This window comes from Fontivita pretiosa (assembly GCF_050410795.1).
GTDB classification, from domain to species: Bacteria; Planctomycetota; Phycisphaerae; order Tepidisphaerales; family Tepidisphaeraceae; genus Fontivita; species Fontivita pretiosa.
On sequence record NZ_CP191258.1, the window covers coordinates 769,601 to 788,616 of the forward strand.

Genomic DNA, 19,016 nt, shown 5'->3' on the forward strand with positions numbered 1-19,016 from the left:
ACCCCGGGGCGGCGGGCGCGCAGCCGCTCATTCGGACTGGAGTTCGCGTCTGGCGCCGCGGCGTTGTCCGCTTCCACGGCGCGCCTGTCGCCGCAAGCCGCCAGCACCACGGCCACGACCCTGACCCCTGGGGACGGACTCTGTGCGGCGAACCTGGATCGCCGATTCACCATCCACCGGGCACTTGTTCTCGCAGATGCCACAACCCGTGCAGCGATTCCAGTGCACGAAGGGGCGCTTGAGCAGCACCCGCTGTCCGGCGCCGTTGACCGCCTCGACTTCGTCGTAACCGATGGCCTTATCCGTCACCGGGCAATGCTCTTCGCAGCAGATGCACTCTTCGTTGTTGGCCCAGGGCAGACAGCGAGCCTGATCGATCACCGCCTTGCCCAGCACAACCTTCGATTTTGATTCGACGTCGAGTTTGGGGATCGCGCCGGTGGGACAGACCTGGCCGCATAGAGTGCAGTTGGTTTCGCAGTATCCGATTCGCGGCACCAGGCGTGGCGAGAAGATGCCTTCGATGCCGGCCAGCAGCGCCGCGGGCTGAAGTCCGTTGGTCGGACAGACCTTCATGCATAGCCCGCAGCGTACGCATCGATCAAGGAACGCCGCCTCGTCACCGGCACCGGGCGGGCGGATCAGCAGCGGATCGACCGTCGCCGGCCGCCCGATGCGCGCCGCCTTGACGACCAGCGGCGTGGCCAGGCCCACGGCAACGGTCGCCAGAGCCGCGCGGCGCGAGAGGTCCACCGGCGGCACAGGAGTCCGGCGACGCGAGAACCTGAACGCCGTCCGCGCATCGGGACAATCGGCTATGCAGTCCATGCACAGGTTGCAGTCGTCGGGCTTGAAGGCTTTGTCGGTGGTGAAAGCATCCATGCGGCAGGCGTCGTTGCAGGATTGCGTTGCGGGACAGTTGGGACAAACTTTGACGGGCACGCGCCGCAGCGGCGTCCACCGCGCCGCCACCGAGAGCATCGCGCCCAACGGACAGAGGTATCGGCACCAGAATCGTCGCTGCACAAGCTCCAGGACGAAAACCGCCGCCAGCATCGCCAGCGCGGCGCCGCCCAGCAGGTGCGAGCGGTCGCCGAAACCCAGCAGGTGCTGGCGGACAAACGCGGCTGCGTTCTGCACGGCGGTGTTCCACGGGCCGGGGGAGTTTGCGACGGCGTGCAACGCGCTGTCGGTCGCGCGGGTCAGCGCGGGATCCACCCAAAACGTCAGCCCGCGAACCAGCAGCGCAAAGGGATCCAGGTAACCGGCCATCGGAAGGCTCAGTACCGAGAACCCCACCGCCAGCAGCAACAGCACATATCGCATCGGTCGAAGCGCGGCCGTGCGTGTGCCGGACAGTCGATGCGTCCACCGTGTCAGCGGCCGCAGCACGCGATGAACCAGATCCAGCAGAGTTCCCAGCGGGCAGAACCACCCGCAAAAGAACCTGCCCAGAACGATCGTGAGCATCAGCACCAGCAGCGCCGGCCAGAAGACCGCCAGCAGCGTGCGCGAGCCAAGCACGGAGATCAGTGCCGCAAAAGGATCGAGACGGAAAAAGAGGTTTGCCGGCTGCTGGAGCGTATCGGTGCCGGTCGATTCGGTCTTGCGGAACAGCCACAGAAACAGCAGCAGAAACAACACCTGAGCGGTGCGCCGCAGCCAGCGCCATGGCAGACGCCGAAGCAAACCCACCCGACTCGCCGCGGCGGGGATTTCGGCGGAGCTGGTTGCGCTGGCCGAACCGCTGATCACCTTCACACCTCGATGATCCTGATCTTCGACAGATCCATCTCACCAAGCCCGGCGCGGTACGCCGCAACGGTCGTTTCGATCTGCTCGGGCTTGAGGCCGAACAGCGTGGTGGCGTAGGCGTCGGCGGCGACGGGGTCGGTGGAGGCGATGATCGTGTCGCGCACCTCCACATCATCCAGGTTGCCGCCCTGCGGGCCGTGACGCACAAGGATCCGCGTCGCATCGACCACCGTGAGCCTGGGGCGAACCACCGTGTGCAGATCCGCCAGCTTCTGAGCGATTTGACTGTGAAGCTTGCCGCGCGATCCGCCACAGATCCCCATGATGTTCTTCAGCCCCAGGGTCAGCCGCGTAAGGCTGTGATGCTTGGCGATGGGGACATTGATGTAGCAGTCGGCCTCCAGCGCATCCCTGTACAGTTGCCACTCAGAGACTGCCTTTCCGTTCTTGATGGTGACCGGGACGAAGTTGCGGTCTTCAACGTAGGGGCAGACGGCGCGGGGGTCGTCAAGCGACTCGACGGCGGCGCGGATGCCGCTGCTGGCGTAGCAGCGTCTGGGATCGTTGCAACTTCGGTCGAATACGCTCACCCGGGCCGCGCCAGCGTCCAGACACAGCTTCACGATCGCCTGGACAACCTGCGGATGCGTGTTGGCGGCGTATTCCGGGGCACGGTCCCAGCCGATGTTGGGCTTGACGACGACCTTGCTGCCGCTGGAGACGAACTGGCCGATCCCGCCAAGCTGCGTAATCGCGGAAGTGACGATGGCGGCGTAATCCTTTCCCCTGGCGACGGCGAGGACGGGTTGCTGCGTGGCCGGCTGTGCGCCCAGCGCCTGGCGGGCGATGTGGAAGACGGGCATCGCCATCGCCGCCCCGCTCGACCACGCCGCCACCTGCTTGAGAAACTCGCGTCGATTCATCGTCGCTCCTTTGCCTGTTGCTCGCCACGAACCTCACGGAGCACCACACAAAGGATACTCTAGTCCCTTTTCGTGCGGGATCAACTTCCTTTTGTAGACTGCTGCGGCGTGGCGGATGCTGTCAACGAGCCACGTGTGTTGCGCTCATGCGTTGGAGTACCCAACAGACGGCTGGGAATGCTGATCGAGATTGTCCGCCTCCATCGGCGGCAGGTTGGTATCCTTGCCCCAGATCTTGCGCGCTACTCGACAGTAGTGCAGATAGTTGGCCAGTGGAACGTCCGGCGGAACGCGGTGATCGGGCATGGGGATGTAGCCACCCTCCTCCACCAGCGGCGCCAGTCGCTGCACCTCGCGCTCGATGTCGCGCGGGCCGCGCGCCAGGATGTGCTTGTCCACCCCGCCCATCAGCAGCATCTGCTTGCCGAAACGCTTGCGGAATGCATACGGGTCGGCCCCCCACGTGCCCACCTCGATGGGGAACATGCAGTTGACGCCCGCATCCAGCCACAGCCCGGCCAGTTCGTCGATCTTGCCGTCGCAATCCACCCAGATGACATCCACGCCGTGTTTGTGGCACAACTCGGTGATCCGGCGATACTGCGGCACCAGGTAGCGCTTGAAGTGTTGCGGCGAGAGCAGCGGCCCAGACCTGTAACACATGTCTTCCCACAGTGCGCAGCCGTCGAACTGTCCGCCGGTGGCAAAGAGCTTCTGTAGCAGCCCCACCGCAAGATCCGCCATCGTCGTGACCATCTCCTCGAACCATGCCGGGTCGTCGTAGACGACCAGGCTGATATTCTCCAGCCCCATCCAGTTGCGCAGACGACCGTAGAGGCTCCAACCGCCGCCGAGCCAGGTCGGATGTGGCCGGGCCGGATCGCGCCAGACCTTGACTCGACGATCCCAGTCTTCGGGCAGCCGCCGCGGGTCATCCGGATTCAATCGGGGCAGGTAGTGCTTCTTCCAACTATCTCGATCAGCCAGCGTGTGCCCAACATGCATGGGGATCGAGGTGCTGCTGCGCTGTCGACGGACGATCACCCCGTCATCCTGCACCATCGTGTAAACATCGCCGTCATCTTCCAGGATTCTGCTTTCAAACGGCGGATACAGATCGCGAACCACTCCCGTATACCAGTCGAGCGGCAATCCGCCCCCGGCCAAGGAGGCGTCCAGGCCGCAATACCTGGCGATGTTGCTCAGGTCGTAGTGGGTGGGAAGCCCCTGTTTATGCCATGCCGTGATCGTCTGATCCCAGAAGCTGAAGTCGTACAGCGGCGCCCGATCACGGGGCTGATAGTGCATCGTGGCGTGGAAGCGTTGTCGGTCGTTCATGGGGAGGATTGTGTGTTAAAACCAGCCATGGTCGGCGGATGAACACCATACCCACAAACGGAAAGGAAGACAAAACACTCCGGCGTTGCGACATCGAGCAGGTTCAGATGGCCGAAATCGCTCACTGGGCAGGTTCGGGCTCGCACGCCAGCCACCGGTCATCGTGTGCCAGGCGCAGATCCAGGGCGGTGCCGTCGTCGAAGTTTGCGCGGAAGTGATCGGGCTGATTGATGGCCGGGCGATACGTGCCGGATGCGACCCGCCAGACCGCCCCCCGCCCGCCGGAGATCACGCCCTGATAGTCCAGATACGCGCGGCGATGATCGCGCAGGCGGACGAGCTGCTCACCCGGCGCAGGCGGCCAGTGTTGTGCTCGCCACGTCGCCAGCGCAGAACCCGGCGCGGTCTCGAACATCAGATCGAAATGCGGTTGATCGATCTGCTCGTGCCGGAGAATGGCGTAACGGAGCAAGCTCATTTCAGGCGATCAGCACCGGCGGCGGAACGTAGCCGCTGCGAACCCTGCCGCTCGGATCCACACTGCTTTTCAGATCGCACGGGTGCGCCTCAGGACCCAGCCCCCAGTCTCGGGCATAATCGGCGGCGATCTGATCCAGCTCGGCCTTTGTCAGGTTCGGCTTCTCGGTGCTCTGGGCAGCTTCGCGAATCTCGTGTTCGTTCAGCAGTGTTCCGGTGATGCTGGTCAGGGCCGGGTCCATCAGCAGCCACTTGCACGCGAGCTGATGCACGGTCATGCCATGCGCCGCTGCAATGGGACGGATCAGCTCCAGCTTTTTCAGTCCATAGGTCTTCCACGCCTGGTCACGGAACTTGCGGTGATCGTCGTTGCCGATGGTGGTGTCAACCCGAACCACGTCCTTGAGGATCGAGCTGTTGTCGTGAACCCGCGCCAGCACGCCAGCACGCTGCGAGCGGGCTACCTCGCAGAACTCGCGACCGGGATTCTGCTCGAACAGGTTGTAGACGGTCTGAACGGCCCTGGCGTTGTACTTGATCATCGCCTCGAACCCCTCCTCGCGCCATCCGATCGCCGGTCCGAGGGATACGCCCCACAGCCTGATCTTGCCCTGGTCCTTCAGCTTTTCCAGTTCGGCGAAGGTGTCATCGCGGAACTGCGGCAGCTTGATGTTGTGGGCCATGTACAGATCCAGGTAATCGGTGCCGAGCCGCTTGAGGGATTGCTCCAGGGCAAAGCGCATAAACTGCGGAGAAAAGTCCTGTTTGCGCTCGCGATGCGAGCCGGGCTCGCCCGGATCGGAGTAGAAGTCGTAGCCGAACTTCCCGCCGATCTGGATCCTCGAGCGATCCACCCTGGCCGTCTTCATCCAGTTGCCGAAGAGGGTCTCGGCGCGTCCATTGCCGTAGGCGTCGCCGTTGTCAAAGAAGCTGATGCCCTGATCCAGGGCAAAGCTGCACAGGCGGTTGCAGTCTTCCTGGGAATAATGCCCCCACCAATCCACACCAAAAATCCAGCAGCCCAGCGCCACGGCCGAGACTTCGAGGTTGGAATCGCCAAATCTGCGACGCTCCATGACACGATCCTTTCCACATGATACGAGCCTCAATTGCATCATAGAGGGCGGACAAGTCGGGGAAAAGTCACGCCCGCCAGCCCGGCCGCGGGTGACGCCGGTCGCCCGCGAGAAAGCGGCATTTTCAGATCAAACGCTCTGATGGAAAGATTTTGCGTGACAGACTCGGCTGGGGGTCTTAGATTGTTCAGCGTCACACGTCGTTTCATTCGCGAATCCGGACCGCGGAGCGATTCGGCCAGGCGGGGATCTCCAGGTCAGACCGGGTGCGCGAGTTGATGCGGGTCGCGGGTCGCGCCACTCTCTCGACGGCGCTGGCTCGCGCAGACTCTCGGCAAGGTTGCGGAAGGCGCATCTATCGTCGCAATACATCCGCCAGGCAGGCGTGTTGTTCGATCTGGCTGCCCTGTCACCAGGCGGATCAAGCCCCGCGCTAACGAGGCGCCGCCTGCGGCAACCCGAGTTCACAGTCCAATCAGGTGAAAGGAGATCCCCATGACACGATTCGTATCCGCAGAGGTCAGGCGGAGGCTGTGCTGTTCATGGTCGGCACGTGGCCCGGTATCGCCCCCTTCTCGGGTGCGATCGCGGCGAGGTCGCGCGTTGCGGGCGGCAGTAGGACTGGCGGCGATGGCGGCTACGCCGATCTGGCTCAACGCAGTGCCCATCACCTGGATCGGTGGCAACACCACCTGGACCGACGCCACCGGCGCGGGCAACTGGACTCCCGCCGACGAGCCCGATCCCGATGACGAGGCCATCTTCAACCAGCCCAACAGCGTCACTCTCGGCTCCAGCAACTCGATCGCGGCGCTGACCATGTCCAACGGCGCCGACCTCTCGCTCAACGGATTCAGCCTTACCGTCAACGGTCTTGTGAGCCTGGTTGATGCCGGCACGAATCTCAACGTCGGGGGCACGGGCGCGTTGCTGACCGCTGACGAGATCTCGATCAACACCGGCGCCGGGATGAACCTCAGCGGCGGGCAGGTCACCGTCATTGAAGAGACCGGCAACGGCTCGCTGGACATCAACAGCGGCGGGGATGTGACCGGTTTCGGCACGATCCAGTTCAGCGACTCGCTGAGCGCCGTAACGACGGTCATGTTCAATGATGGCACGCTGTCAGCGTCGCGAACCTCTCTGATCATCGGCGGGGCGCCTCCCGCTGGCACGCTCGCCATCAACGCCGCCGACGCCGATGCGCGAATCAACCTCGACGGCACGGGCGAGAACGGCGTGGTCAATGTCTTCCGCAATCAAACGCTGGATATCAATGTCACGCTCTCCGACGCATTCAGCGGCGACATCAACCTCTTCCACAATTCCGTTCTGGACATTGCCAGTGCCTGGAGCATCAACGCCGGCGCCACGATTGACGTGGATAACGGCTTTGTCGCCGGCAACCCTCCGCTGATCCCGAGCATTCCCGCGGACGTGGCATACATCCGTGGCGGCGCATTCACCCAGACCGACGGAACGATCACGGTGGTGGACAGCGATGGCGCGCTTCAGTTCGATGCAGCGTTCACCATGAGCGGTGGGACGCTGACCAATAACGGCGAGGTCATCTTCAACGCCAACGCCACCATCGGCGCCGGCGCCAACTTCCTCATGCCCGGCAGTACGTCCAGCATCACCGTCGAGCCGGGTATGACGGTCACCGTGAATCAGGCCAACTTCAACCCCGATGGCGGGGGATTCCTGACCAACGTCATCACCATCAACGCCGGCGCGACACTGGCCCTGAACCTCGGAACCGGCGCCGACGATGTGCTGGGCGGTGTGACCAATCTCAACGGCGGCACTCTCACCGTCACCGATTCCACCGACAGCGCGTGGGGCATCAACCGCGCCGTCAACACCGGCGCCAACACGGGCATATCGGTCATCAGCGGAAACACCGTCGCGCTGGCGGGCGCGGACCTGAACGTGGGCACGAATTCGACGCTGGACATCAACGCACCCAGCACCTGGACCTCCACCACCGCTCTGATCATTAACAGCGGCGGCGTGGCCAGGATCGACGGCAACGCGACCGTCAGCGGGTCGTCCTTTACGGGCACGGGCGCCCTTCGCACCGGCGGAGATATCACCATCACCACCGCGACCACGATCAACATGCCCGGCGGCACGGTGGACCTGGACGGCACCGACAGTTTTGGCAACACGGTCACGCTCAACTCCACCTCGCTGACGATCAACGCCAGCACGATGAACAGCTTTGGCGGCACGATCCTCGGTTCCGACACGCTCGTCCTCAACGACAGCCTCAGCGGTCTTGCCAGCCTCATCGTCAACATCACCGACCCCAATGCGGAATGGACCCTGGTGGCGGGCAGTGGTGGGACCATCATCCTGTCCAACGGCGGGGTACTGAACATCAACGCGCTGGGCGGGAATCTGGGCGGGGGCGGAATCCAGGGCTCCGATTTCAACATGAACGGGGTCACCAACATCACCGGCAACAGCATCTGGACCGCGCGCACCGACATCGCCGGGACCGTCAACGTCGCCGCCGCCAGCAGCTTCAATCTCCGCGGCGGAACACTGGTTGACCTCAATACCCTCAGTGGAGGAACCATCACCGGCGCAGGCGCCGTGCGGGCTCTGATCGATCAGGGCCTCAGCGGCTTTGGCGTGATCGATACCAGTATCGAGTTCGCCAACAACACCGAGCTGCGCGCTGACAATGGGATCCTGAACATCAATGGCACGATCCTGGATGTCGGCGTGATCGGAACGGCCGACACCGACGGGATTCTCAACGTTACCAATGCCTGGAACAGCAATGTCGCCGGCTTCGTCGAACTCAAGGGTGGAGAAATTCGGGGCGCGGCGATCACCAACGGGCTGGCCAGCGGGATCAACGGCTTCGGGCTGCTGTCGGCGCCGGTCATCAACAACACGCGGCTCGACGCCGAGAACGGCACGCTCATCGTCGAGACCCCTTTGAACAACAACGACTGGGACGGCGCAGGCAACGTCGGCAGCCTGGTGGCCAACACCGGTGACCTCGAGATCCGCGACACTGTGGGCGTCTCGTTCCTCGGCACCGTTTTCGTCAACGACAACCGCGAGGTCTTCGTCAATGGGTTCGAATTGCAGTTCGACGCGGGCTCGACGCTGCGGATCGACAGCGGCGGACGCTACCGCTCAACCAACTCGACCAACTTCAACTCGACGGTGAATGTCACCGCAGGCACGGGGACCATCCAGATCACCGGCAACGCCACGTTCGGCGCAGCCAGCACCAACACCCTGACGGGTACCCTGCGGCTGGCGAACACGCTTACCGTGATCCCCGTCGGCGCCAGCTTCACGGGAGGCGGTGCGCTGCGTAACAACAATGGCAGCATCCTGCGCCTCAACGATGGAGTCGTCAGTTCCGACCTGGGCGTGCTCGTGCAGAACGACGGCACGATTCAACTCGCAACCGATACCGCCGCCGGACAGGCCCAGCTTGTCGATTTCCAGCAGACCGCCATTGGCGCCGCCAACATGCAGCTCGGCGGCAGCGGGCTCAACGATTTCGATCGCATCACCGTGCTGGGGAACGCTTCGATCGATGGGCACCTTCAGCTTGGTCTCATCGCCGCGTACAACCCGAGCTATCTCGTCCAGCACGAGATCATCTCGGCAATCTCGGTGACCGGTATGTTCGACACGGTCGGTGGGCTGATCGTCAATGCCAACAAGTATCTGGCCGTCACGTACGACCCCAACAGCGTGCTGGTGACGGCGGCGATCCCGGGCGATGCCAACCTCGACGGGCTGGTCAACGTTCTGGACCTGGATGTGCTGGCTCAGAACTGGCAACTGAGCGGACGAAGCTGGGTCACCGCCGATTTCGACGGCTCCGGCCGAGTCAACATCCGCGACCTGTATCTGCTGGCCACGCACTGGGGGTTCGGCCTGCTGGCACCATCAAGCTCACCAGCCGATCTCCAGGCGATGCTTTCCGAGCGCGGGCTGCCGGCCACGGTCCCCGAGCCCGCCGTCGGCGCCGTCCTGGCTCTACTCGGAGTGTTCGGCTCGTCTTGCGCGCGGCTGCGCCGGCGATAGCGGCCCGGTGGATTCGGGCACTGCGGCTATGAGCGATCGAGCAGGAAATACGCCGCGAACGCGAGCGATGTGAGGTACATCAGCGGATGCACCTGCCGCCCGCGGCCGGTCAGCAGCCTGATCGCGACGAACGTGAGGAATCCGTAACCGATCCCGTGAGCAATCGAGTAGGTCAGCGGGATTGTCAGCAGCGTGATGAAGGCGGGAATGGCGCTGCCGGCGTCGGTGTAGTCGATCCGCGTCACCTGCGACATCATGAGGTAGCCAACCAGGATCAGGGCCGGTGCCGTCGCGGCCGCGGGCACGATGCCGGCAAGCGGAGCCAGCACGATCGCCAGCAGGAACATCACGCCGACGAAAACCGAATGCAGCCCGGTGCGCGCGCCCTCGGCGACGCCGGCGGCGGATTCGATGTAGCTGGTGACGCTGCTTGCGCCCAGCATCCCTCCGATCGCGGCGCTGAGCGAATCGATCAACAGCACGCGGCGGACGCGCGGGATTCGCCCCTGCTGGTCCACCAGTCCGGCTTCTTCGGCAACGGCGCTGGCGGTGCCGAGCGTGTCGAAAAAATCCACCATGATGACCGCAAACAGCAGCGGCAGCAGCTTCCACTGCATCGCGCCCAAAACGTCGGCCTGAAATGCGGCGACGAAGCTCGGCGCGCGAAACTCGCTGGGCAGCCTGGTGACGCCGAACGGCAAGCCGATGAGGGTGGTGATCAGGATACCCAGAATCAGCGCTCCGCGCACTCGCCGCGCCATCAGGACGGCTGTGATCAGCAGTCCGATCAGTGAAACCGCGGTGTTCGGATCGCGCCAGTGTCCCGGGGCCATCGGCACGCCCGCCGCGGCGCTGGCCAGAACGATCCGCGCGTTGGTCAGCCCGATGAAGGCAATGAAGATGCCGATGCCCGCGCCGATGGCCAGCCGCAGCGGGCGGGGAATGGCGTGCATGATCGCTTCGCGCAGACCGGCGAGCACGAGAATCGCGGTGATCAGCCCGTCGAGCACGATCAGTCCCATGGCCCCGCGCCACGATCCGGCTGCCGCGGAAAGCTGATACGCCACGATCGCATTGAGTCCCATTCCGCTGGCCAGGGCGATGGGGAAGTTGGCGACCAGCCCCATGAGGATGGAGCAGACCCCCGCCGCCAGCGCGGTGCACGCCGCCAGCGAGTGACGCACGTCGTCGCTCATGCCCGCCGCGGCGCCCAGGATTTGCGGGTTGACCAGGACGATGTAGGACATCGTCAGAAAGGTGGCGATCGCGCCGCGAAGCTCCTGGGCGACGCTGCTGCCTCGCTGTTGCAGTTGGAAATACGTCCCGATCCTGGCCGAAAGCCGCCACATGACCATCGGCCGGTATGATGCATCGGCGTGGCGGGCGTGGCAACGCCGCGCAGCAAAGGCTCCCGGCCCGTATTTCATTTGGCGGCGGCGGGTTCGGGTTGGAGCCGGCGCTGCTCGCGCTCCCGCTCCTCCTTCTCCCGCTGCTGATCGAGCTGTTCCTTGATCGGCGCCAGAATGTTGATGATCGCCTGCAACACCTTGAATTGCGACATCGTCGCGTCCACGCGGGCGATTTTCTCCGGCGGATAGAAGTCCAGCACGGGCTTGGTGTTTTTCTCGTAGACCTCCAGCCGGTGCTGAATGACCTTGTCATTGGCGTCGTCCGGGCGATTTTCCTTCAGCGCCCGCCGCCGCAGCCGCTCTACCATCTTGTTCATGTCGGTGCAGACAAGATAGATGATCTTGACCACCTCGATGGTGTCCTCGAGCAGCTTGGCCTGCTTGAGATTTCGCGGCAGGCCGTCCAGCACCAGCAACTCGGTCTCGGGATGGAACTGATTGATCATCTCCATCCCCTTGATGTAGTTTTTCCAGACGTTAATGGTGAACTCATCGGGGACCAGCTCGCCGCGGCTGGAGTACTCCCAGAAGATCCGTCCGGCCTCGCTTTGCAGGTCCAGCGAGCGGAAGATATCGCCGGTGGAGCTGTGGTAGAACCCCGGAATGGCGGCCAGGATTTTGCCCTGGGTTCCCTTGCCGCTGCCGGGGGCGCCGAACAGGAGGATGCTCTTGTATTTCATGGTTTGTCCGAAGCAATCGGCACAACAGTAGGCTCGTTCCACGGATTGCATCTGCCAGTACTCCGCTGCGCAAAACAGGGGTTCAACGATTCAACGAGCCGGGCACTCTAGCCTAAAAGGATCAAAAAGTCATCTGTTCTGGCTCGCGCGGTTTGCGCCACCGGCTGACTCAGGCTTCATCCTGCTCCTTCAGCCGCGCAATGACCGAAAAGTCCTCCAGGGTGGTAACATCGCCACGGACTTCCCCGCTGCCAGCCAGCTCCTTCAGCAGCCGCCGCATGATCTTGCCGCTGCGGGTCTTGGGAAGCGCATCGGTAAAGCGGATCTGATCCGGCACCGCCAGCGCGCCGATCTGTTTGCGCACCATCGCCGACAGTTCCTTTTTCAGTTGCTCGCTGGGCAGGAAGCCGCTGCGCAGCGTGACGAAGGCGGCAATGCCCTGCCCCTTGATCTCATGAGGCATGCCCACGACCGCCGCCTCCGCCACCGCGTCGTGCGCCACCAGCGCGCTTTCGATTTCCGCAGTGCCCAGCCGATGTCCCGAGACGTTCAACACGTCGTCGATGCGGCCCATGATCCAGAAGTAGCCGTCTTCGTCCCGCCGAGCCCCGTCGCCGGTAAAGTACATTCCCGGCACATCGCTCCAATACTGCCGCTGGTATCGATCCGGATCGTTGAAGATTCCTCGCAGCATGGCCGGCCAGGGCTTGCGGATCACCAGCAGCCCGCCCTGATTGGGGCCGAGTTCTCTGCCGGTGCGATCGACGATGGCGGCATCGACACCGAAGAACGGAAGCGTGGCGGTGCCCGGCTTGGTCGGAGTGGCCCCGGGCAGCGGTGTGATCATGATCATGCCCGTCTCGGTCTGCCACCAGGTATCGACGATGGGGCAGCGTTTATGCCCGACGACCTCGTGATACCACATCCAGGCTTCGGGGTTGATCGGCTCGCCAACCGTCCCGAGCAGCCGGAGCGACGACAGATCGTGTTTATCGACGAACTGACGCCCGGCGCGCATGAACGCGCGGATGGCCGTGGGCGCCGTGTAGAAGATCGACACCTTGTGCCGCTCGACGATCGACCAGAATCGTGAAAAGTCCGGAAAGTTCGGCGCGCCCTCGTACATCACCACCGTCGCGCCGTTGTTCAGCGGGCCGTACACCGTATAGCTGTGCCCGGTGACCCACCCGATGTCGGCGGTGCACCAGTACACGTCGCTGTCCTGCATGTCGAAGACATACCCGGTCGTCAGGTACGTGCCCACCATGTATCCGCCCGTCGTGTGAAGCACGCCTTTGGGCTTGCCGGTGGAGCCGGAAGTGTACAGCACGTACAGCGGATCTTCCGAATCGAGCGGCTCGGGCTCGCAAATGGTTGATTGGCCGTCGATCACATCCTTCCAGGCAATATCACGCCCAGGGACCATCGACACCGGGCTGCCCGTGCGTTCCAGGACCACGACGGTTTTGACCAGGCTGGTCTTGGTCAGAGCTTCATCGACGTTGTTCTTCAACGGCACGACGGCGCCGCGGCGCCAGCCGCCATCGGCCGTGATGATGATCTGCGAGCGCGCGTCTTCGACGCGATCGGCAATCGCCTGGCTGGAAAACCCGCCGAAAATCACCGAGTGCGGCGCTCCAATGCGTGCGCAGGCGAGCATCGCGATCACGGCCTCGGGCACCATCGGCATGTAAATCGTGACCCGGTCCCCCTTTTTCACCCCCAGACTTTTCAGCCCATTGGCGAACCGACAGACTTCGTCGCGAAGCTGGTTATAGGTGATCTTGCGGACCTGGCCTCCCCTGCCGGGAACCTGCTCCGGCTCAGCCTCCCAGATGATCGCAGCTTTGTCTCCGCGACCGGCCCTGATCTGCCGATCCAGGCAGTTGGCCGACATGTTGGTCTTGCCGCCGACGAACCACCTGGCGTAGGGCACTTTCCACTCCAGGACCTTGGTCCACTTCGTGGTCCAGTCCAGTTCTTCAGCCACCCTGGCCCAGAATTGCTCGGGATGTTCGATCGACTCCCGATACATCTGCCGGTACTGATCCATCGAGCGAATGCGTGCGTTGGCGGCGAAAGCCGCGGACGGCGCGAACAGCCGATTCTCCTGCAACGCCGAAACAATGGCAGTCGAGGCGTCGGCCTGGGCGTGAGTGTGTGCCTGTGTGTTAGCGGCATCCATGAGCAAGGTTCCTCCGCAACAAAAGAAGACGCGATGTAGATAAGGCTTGCGCGACGCAAGACCGAGTGCGCTGGTTTCATCCTAACAAACGCCGGCGGATGCGCGTAGAACATGCCGCCCCGTGGTGCAGGCGATTCTGGCGGGCAGTTACGGACTTTTATGTCCGCAGTTCGCCGGCAGCGGGCAATCGCGCCCGACTTGCGGTTGCAGCCCTCGGCGCGCGTCGGTTAGCATCTGAGCTGGAAGGTCCAGCAACGCCTTGTCTCAAGCCTGACTGCCCGACTGCGCTGCGGGTTCACCGGCTATCGGAGGTGCGCCGCGGCCGCCGCAACGCTCCGCGTCGCGGCTTTGCGGCACCGGCGCCGGCCGCGCAGCTCGGACAGCAGCGTCAGCAACAGGAGCCAGTCTCGAATGACCGATCTGACCACGCCGCTGCCGTCCGCCGCTCCCGTCTCCGCCGCCGACAGCCGCCAGCGCTATGGCTACAGCATCTGGCAGGTGATCGCCGCCTCCGCCGCTGGAACCGTCATCGAGTGGTACGACTTCTACATTTTCGGTTCGCTGGCGGCGGTAATCTCGCCGCTGTTTTACCCGCCGGGAAACGACACGCTGGCCCTGATCGCCTATCTGTCCACATTCGCCGTTGGTTTTGTCGTCCGCCCGTTCGGCGCGCTGTTTTTCGGTCGCATCGGCGATCTGGTCGGACGTAAATACGCGTTTCTCGTGACGCTGTTGATCATGGGCGGGGCGACGGCGCTGATCGGCGTGCTGCCAACCTACCAGACGATCGGCCTGCTGGCACCGGCGATCCTGATCCTCATCCGCGTGCTTCAGGGCCTGGCGCTGGGAGGCGAATATGGCGGCGCCGCCATTTACGTCGCCGAGCATGTCCCCGACCATCGCCGCGGCTTCTACACCAGCTTCATCCAGATCACCGCCACGCTGGGGCTGTTCGTCTCGTTGGCGGTCATCCTCATGGTGCAGTCGATGATGTCGCCCGAGGCATTCAGAGCCTGGGGTTGGAGAATCCCGTTCCTTCTGTCGATCCTGCTGGTCGGCCTGTCGCTGTACATCCGCCTGCGGATGAAGGAGTCCCCCATCTTCAGCACCCTCAAGCAGGAGGGCAAAACGTCCACCGCCCCCCTCAAGGAGAGCCTGGGATCCTGGGACTCCTGGAAACGCATCGGGCTGACCCTCTTCGGCGCCACCGCCGGGCAGGGCGTCGTCTGGTACACCGGGCAGTTCTATGCCCTTTTCTATCTCCAGAACATCCTCAAGATCGAAACCAGAACCGCCAACATCGTCGTCGCCGTCGCCCTGCTGCTGGCCATGCCCCTGTTTGTCGTCTTCGGCGCGCTGTCCGATCGGATCGGGCGAAAGAAGCTGATGATGGCCGGCTGCCTGATTGCGGCGCTGACGTACGTTCCAATCTACCGCGGGATGGAGCGCGCAGCCGGGAACAACATCGTCGCCGTCCAATCGCAGGTGGTCAATCCCGTCACCAATGAAAAGAAGCTCGTGGCGTTGACGATTCAGGACGGCCAGCAGATCCCCGCCCCGATCGCCAGGGATCCCAATCTTCCGCTGCTCGTGCTGCTGGTGTTTCTACAGGTCGTGTACGTGACGATGGTCTACGGGCCGATCGCGGCGTATCTGGTTGAAGCCTTCCCGGCCAGAATCCGCTACACATCGCTGTCACTGCCGTATCACATCGGCAACGGCGTGTTCGGCGGGCTGCTCCCGGTGATCGGACTGTCCATCTGCGCCGCCACCGGCAACATCTACGCCGGGCTGATCTATCCGATTGCCGTCTCCCTGCTGACCTTCGCCGTTGGCACGTGGAAGCTCCAGGAAACTCGACATGTCCGAATCTGGGATGAGCTTCATCTGCCTCATCTGCCGCATCGGCATCATCGCCACAACCCCGACTAGACGTCATTCCCGCACGCACGCGCAGCGCCGGACCCGCATGGCCGGCGAGTTCCCGAGCCGCGGATGCCACGGGTTTATCCTATAATTCAGGCGTGAGCATGAGCGCCTATCCAGCGCATAGCACCGACGGTCTGGAAGCGCAAATCCGCCGCAGCGGACACGAATTGTGGAATCGCATCCGCGGCGAAGTGCCCGGCGTTTTCAACCGCGGATACTGGCAGGGCCGCATGCTCGAATGGGCGATGGCCGACCCATCGTTCAAGATCGACTTGTTCCGTTTCGTGGACGTGCTGCCGACCTTGCACACCACCGAGCAGGTCTCGGCCCACATGCGGCAATACCTGCTCAAGCCTGGCCGCGAGCTGCCCATGCTTCTGGGCGCCGCAATCAAGCTTGCCTCCGGTGGCATCGCTTCGGGTCTGGCCGCCCGGGCGATCCGCAAGAACGTCACCGACCTGGCCCAGCGCTTCATCGTCGGCCGCGACGCCGCCGAGGCGCTGCCGGTCCTGAGAGACCTCTACCGCCACGGGTTTGCCTTCACCGTCGATCTGCTCGGCGAAGCCACAATCTCCCACGCCGAAGCCGATGTCTACCAGAAACGCTACCTCGACCTGATCGACAACCTCGTCGAGGAAGTGAACCGCTGGCCGGCCGATGAGCTGATCGACTACAACCACCTGGGGCCGATCCCCCGGACGAACATCTCGGTGAAGATCTCGGCAATGGAGCCGCACCTGGATGCCGCCGACCTGTCCGGGAGCGTGCAGCGTCTGCTTCCGCGTGTGTTGCCCCTGTTTCTCCGCGCCCGCGAACGAAACGTTTTTCTCAACGTGGACATGGAGCAGTGGGCGATCAACGACATCACCTATGAGCTGTTTGAGCAGATCGTCACTCATCCGCAACTCACCGACTGGCCGCACGTGGGCATCGTCGTGCAGGCGTACCTGCGGCGATCGCCAGAACATGTTGAAAGGATGCTCAAACTGGCCCGGCGTCGCGGCGCACCGATTACCATACGGCTGGTGAAAGGAGCCTACTGGGACTACGAGGTGGTGATCGCGCGGCAGAACGGCTACGAGTGCCCGGTGTTCACCAGCAAGTCGGACACCGACGCCAACTATGAGCGTCTCAGCGCCATGCTGCTGGAGAACATCCAGTATCTGCATCCGGCTTTCGCCAGCCACAATCTCCGCTCTCTCACGCACGCGATCGCACTCGCCGAACAACTGAAGCTGCCGAAGAACGCGATCGAGATTCAGATGCTCTACGGCATGGCCGAGCCCGAGCGTGCCGCCTTTCGCGAGTTCGGGTACCGCACGCGGGTGTACGCGCCGGTCGGGGAACTGCTTCCGGGGATGGCATACCTGGTGCGTCGGTTGCTGGAGAACACCTCCAACAGCGGCTTTTTGAAGCTGAGCTATCACGATCGCGTGGACATCGATGCGCTGCTGGAGCGACCGAAGTTCACGGGCGACGGCGCGCCGCCGCGCCCGCGATCGAGCGATCACAACATCTGCTTCGTGAACTGCCCGCACACCGATTTCACTGACCCTGCCCAGCGCAGCGCTTTTGCGGAGGCCGTCCGCCGCCAGCGGCTTGCGGCGGCCGCGGAAGTCCCGATCGTCGTCGCCGGGCAGTTGCGTCGCGCTTCGCGGATTCTCCAGCGTGAGTGTCCGGGCGACCCCTCCAGGGTTGTTGCGACGATTCACCTGGCCTCGCCGGAAGATGCCGACGACGCCGCTCGCGCCGCCTGCGACGCCTATCCCGCCTGGCGTGATACGCCATTGCTCGAGCGAGCCCGACTGCTCAACCGTCTGGGCGAGCGGCTCCAGCAGGATCGCTACGAGCTGGCCGCTCTTCAGACCTTTGAGGTGGCCAAGCCCTGGCGCGAGGCCGACGCCGACGTCGCCGAAGCAATCGACTTCTGTCGCTACTACGCCCACCAGGCGATGATCGAGCTTTCCCCGCGCAAGCAGGGAGACATGCCGGGCGAGGACAACACATTGCTTTACGAAGGCCGCGGCGTGTGCGTCGTCATCGCCCCGTGGAACTTCCCGCTGGCGATCCTCACCGGGATGGCCACCGCTGCCCTGGTCGCGGGCAACAGCGTCATCCTCAAACCCGCCGAGCAGTCCAGCGCCATCGCCTACGAGCTGTACAGGCGGATGATCGACGTCGGTTTCGACCCGCGCGTGGTTCACTTCCTGCCCGGCATCGGCGAGGAAGTCGGCGCGACCCTGGTCGAGCATCCCCTGGTCGCCAACATCGCCTTCACAGGCAGCATGGCCGTTGGACTGAGGATCATGCAGCAGGCGGCGGTGGTGCGTCCCGGGCAGGCGCAGGTCAAGCGGATCGTCTGCGAGATGGGCGGGAAAAACGCGATTGTCATTGATGAGGATGCCGATCTCGACGAGGCCGTCCTCGGCGTCGTGCGGAGCAGCTTCGGCTATGCCGGGCAGAAGTGTTCGGCCTGCTCGCGCGCTATCGTGGTCGGTTCCGCGTACGAGCCGTTCGTCGCGCGGCTGAGCGAGGCATGCCGCAGCCTGCTGATTGCTCCGGCGGACGATCCGTCCTGCCAGCTCCCGCCCGTCGTCGATCGGGATGCGTACCAACGCCTGAAGCGCACCATCGCCGATCCTGGCGCCGGCGCGCGGCCCGTCTACGTCGGCCAGGTACCCGAAGGTTTGAGCGGCTACTTCATCGCGCCGGCGATCTATGAAGTCACCGATCCGGGCCATTGTCTCATGCAGGAAGAGCTGTTCGGCCCGGTGCTTGCGGTGATGCGCGCCGACAGCTTCGAGCGGGCCATCGACATCGCCAATGCCTCGGCGTACAAGCTCACCGGCGCGGTCTTTTCCCGCGCGCCGGATCATCTGGAATACGCACGGGCGAAGTTTCGCGTCGGAAACCTGTACCTCAATCGCGGCTGCACCGGCGCGATCGTCGGCCGACAGCCTTTCGGCGGGTTCGGCATGAGCGGCGGCGGAACCAAAACCGGCGGGCCCGGATACCTGCTCAACTTCGTCGATCCACGCGTGGTGACGGAAAACACGATGCGCCGCGGCGTGGCGCCGGAACTGGAAGGAATTGATCAGGATCGAAGGTCAAAGGACCAGGGATGAAGCGACGCGCCGGCTGCCGCTGTTCGTCCTTCTGCCTTCATCCTTCATCCGTGG

The 19,016-nt window shown here is 63.7% G+C and carries 11 protein-coding genes; 3 read left to right on the forward strand and 8 right to left on the reverse strand.

Annotated features, from left to right (window positions below; translation table 11 throughout):
- Positions 1-27: 27 nt before the first annotated feature.
- The 5 genes from ACQS5P_RS02995 to ACQS5P_RS03015 all read right to left on the reverse strand — a co-directional run bounded on the left by ACQS5P_RS02995 (position 28) and on the right by ACQS5P_RS03015 (position 5,569).
- Positions 28-1,755: a 4Fe-4S binding protein gene (locus tag ACQS5P_RS02995; protein ID WP_428939422.1), complete on the reverse strand. Its 1,728-nt coding sequence runs from the start codon at positions 1,753-1,755 to the stop codon at positions 28-30.
- 2 nt (positions 1,756-1,757) lie between these two features.
- Entirely contained in the window at positions 1,758-2,678 is a 921-nt protein-coding gene (locus ACQS5P_RS03000; protein ID WP_428939423.1) for a DUF362 domain-containing protein, read from the reverse strand.
- A 144-nt stretch (positions 2,679-2,822) separates the two neighbouring features.
- The gene (locus ACQS5P_RS03005; RefSeq protein WP_428939424.1) at positions 2,823-4,016 is read right to left on the reverse strand and encodes a uroporphyrinogen decarboxylase family protein; all 1,194 of its coding nucleotides are present in this window, start codon (positions 4,014-4,016) and stop codon (positions 2,823-2,825) included.
- Between the two features lie 121 nt (positions 4,017-4,137).
- Positions 4,138-4,494: a hypothetical protein gene (locus ACQS5P_RS03010; protein ID WP_428939425.1), complete on the reverse strand. Its 357-nt coding sequence runs from the start codon at positions 4,492-4,494 to the stop codon at positions 4,138-4,140.
- A 1-nt stretch (position 4,495) separates the two neighbouring features.
- Positions 4,496-5,569 (reverse strand): aldo/keto reductase, encoded by a 1,074-nt coding sequence (locus ACQS5P_RS03015; protein WP_428939426.1) that lies wholly within the window; start codon positions 5,567-5,569, stop codon positions 4,496-4,498.
- 630 nt (positions 5,570-6,199) lie between these two features.
- Here ACQS5P_RS03015 and ACQS5P_RS03020 point away from each other — a divergent pair.
- The gene (locus ACQS5P_RS03020) at positions 6,200-9,634 is read left to right on the forward strand and encodes a dockerin type I domain-containing protein (RefSeq protein WP_428939427.1); all 3,435 of its coding nucleotides are present in this window, start codon (positions 6,200-6,202) and stop codon (positions 9,632-9,634) included.
- Positions 9,635-9,660: 26 nt separating this feature from the next.
- Here the strand turns inward: ACQS5P_RS03020 and ACQS5P_RS03025 are convergent, their stop codons facing one another.
- From ACQS5P_RS03025 to acs, 3 genes are all read right to left on the reverse strand, one after another.
- Positions 9,661-10,983, reverse strand: a complete 1,323-nt coding sequence (locus tag ACQS5P_RS03025; protein ID WP_428939428.1) for an NCS2 family permease — start codon at positions 10,981-10,983, stop codon at positions 9,661-9,663.
- A 74-nt stretch (positions 10,984-11,057) separates the two neighbouring features.
- Positions 11,058-11,723, reverse strand: coding sequence for an adenylate kinase family protein (locus tag ACQS5P_RS03030; protein ID WP_428939429.1), 666 nt, complete (start codon positions 11,721-11,723; stop codon positions 11,058-11,060).
- Between the two features lie 169 nt (positions 11,724-11,892).
- On the reverse strand, positions 11,893-13,908 hold the full coding sequence (acs, locus tag ACQS5P_RS03035) for an acetate--CoA ligase (protein WP_428939430.1): 2,016 nt from the start codon (positions 13,906-13,908) through the stop codon (positions 11,893-11,895).
- A gap of 411 nt (positions 13,909-14,319) precedes the next feature.
- On the opposite strand from acs, the gene ACQS5P_RS03040 reads away from it, so the two are divergent.
- Both ACQS5P_RS03040 and ACQS5P_RS03045 read left to right on the forward strand, forming a co-directional pair.
- Positions 14,320-15,840, forward strand: coding sequence for an MFS transporter (locus tag ACQS5P_RS03040; protein ID WP_428939431.1), 1,521 nt, complete (start codon positions 14,320-14,322; stop codon positions 15,838-15,840).
- Positions 15,841-15,938: 98 nt separating this feature from the next.
- Positions 15,939-18,962, forward strand: a complete 3,024-nt coding sequence (locus ACQS5P_RS03045) for a proline dehydrogenase family protein (RefSeq protein ID WP_428939432.1) — start codon at positions 15,939-15,941, stop codon at positions 18,960-18,962.
- Positions 18,963-19,016: the final 54 nt, after the last annotated feature.

What these genes read in the sequence shown, in the direction of transcription:
- ACQS5P_RS03000 (WP_428939423.1), bottom strand. Translation starts at nt 2,678, where the DNA reads ATGAATCGACGCGAGTTTCTCAAGCAGGTGGCGGCGTGGTCGAGCGGG.
- ACQS5P_RS03005 (WP_428939424.1), bottom strand. Translation starts at nt 4,016, where the DNA reads ATGAACGACCGACAACGCTTCCACGCCACGATGCACTATCAGCCCCGT.
- ACQS5P_RS03010 (WP_428939425.1), bottom strand. Translation starts at nt 4,494, where the DNA reads ATGAGCTTGCTCCGTTACGCCATTCTCCGGCACGAGCAGATCGATCAA.
- ACQS5P_RS03015 (WP_428939426.1), bottom strand. Translation starts at nt 5,569, where the DNA reads ATGGAGCGTCGCAGATTTGGCGATTCCAACCTCGAAGTCTCGGCCGTG.
- ACQS5P_RS03020 (WP_428939427.1), top strand. Translation starts at nt 6,200, where the DNA reads ATGGCGGCTACGCCGATCTGGCTCAACGCAGTGCCCATCACCTGGATC.
- ACQS5P_RS03025 (WP_428939428.1), bottom strand. Translation starts at nt 10,983, where the DNA reads ATGTGGCGGCTTTCGGCCAGGATCGGGACGTATTTCCAACTGCAACAG.
- ACQS5P_RS03030 (WP_428939429.1), bottom strand. Translation starts at nt 11,723, where the DNA reads ATGAAATACAAGAGCATCCTCCTGTTCGGCGCCCCCGGCAGCGGCAAG.
- acs (WP_428939430.1), bottom strand. Translation starts at nt 13,908, where the DNA reads ATGGATGCCGCTAACACACAGGCACACACTCACGCCCAGGCCGACGCC.
- ACQS5P_RS03040 (WP_428939431.1), top strand. Translation starts at nt 14,320, where the DNA reads ATGACCGATCTGACCACGCCGCTGCCGTCCGCCGCTCCCGTCTCCGCC.
- ACQS5P_RS03045 (WP_428939432.1), top strand. Translation starts at nt 15,939, where the DNA reads ATGAGCGCCTATCCAGCGCATAGCACCGACGGTCTGGAAGCGCAAATC.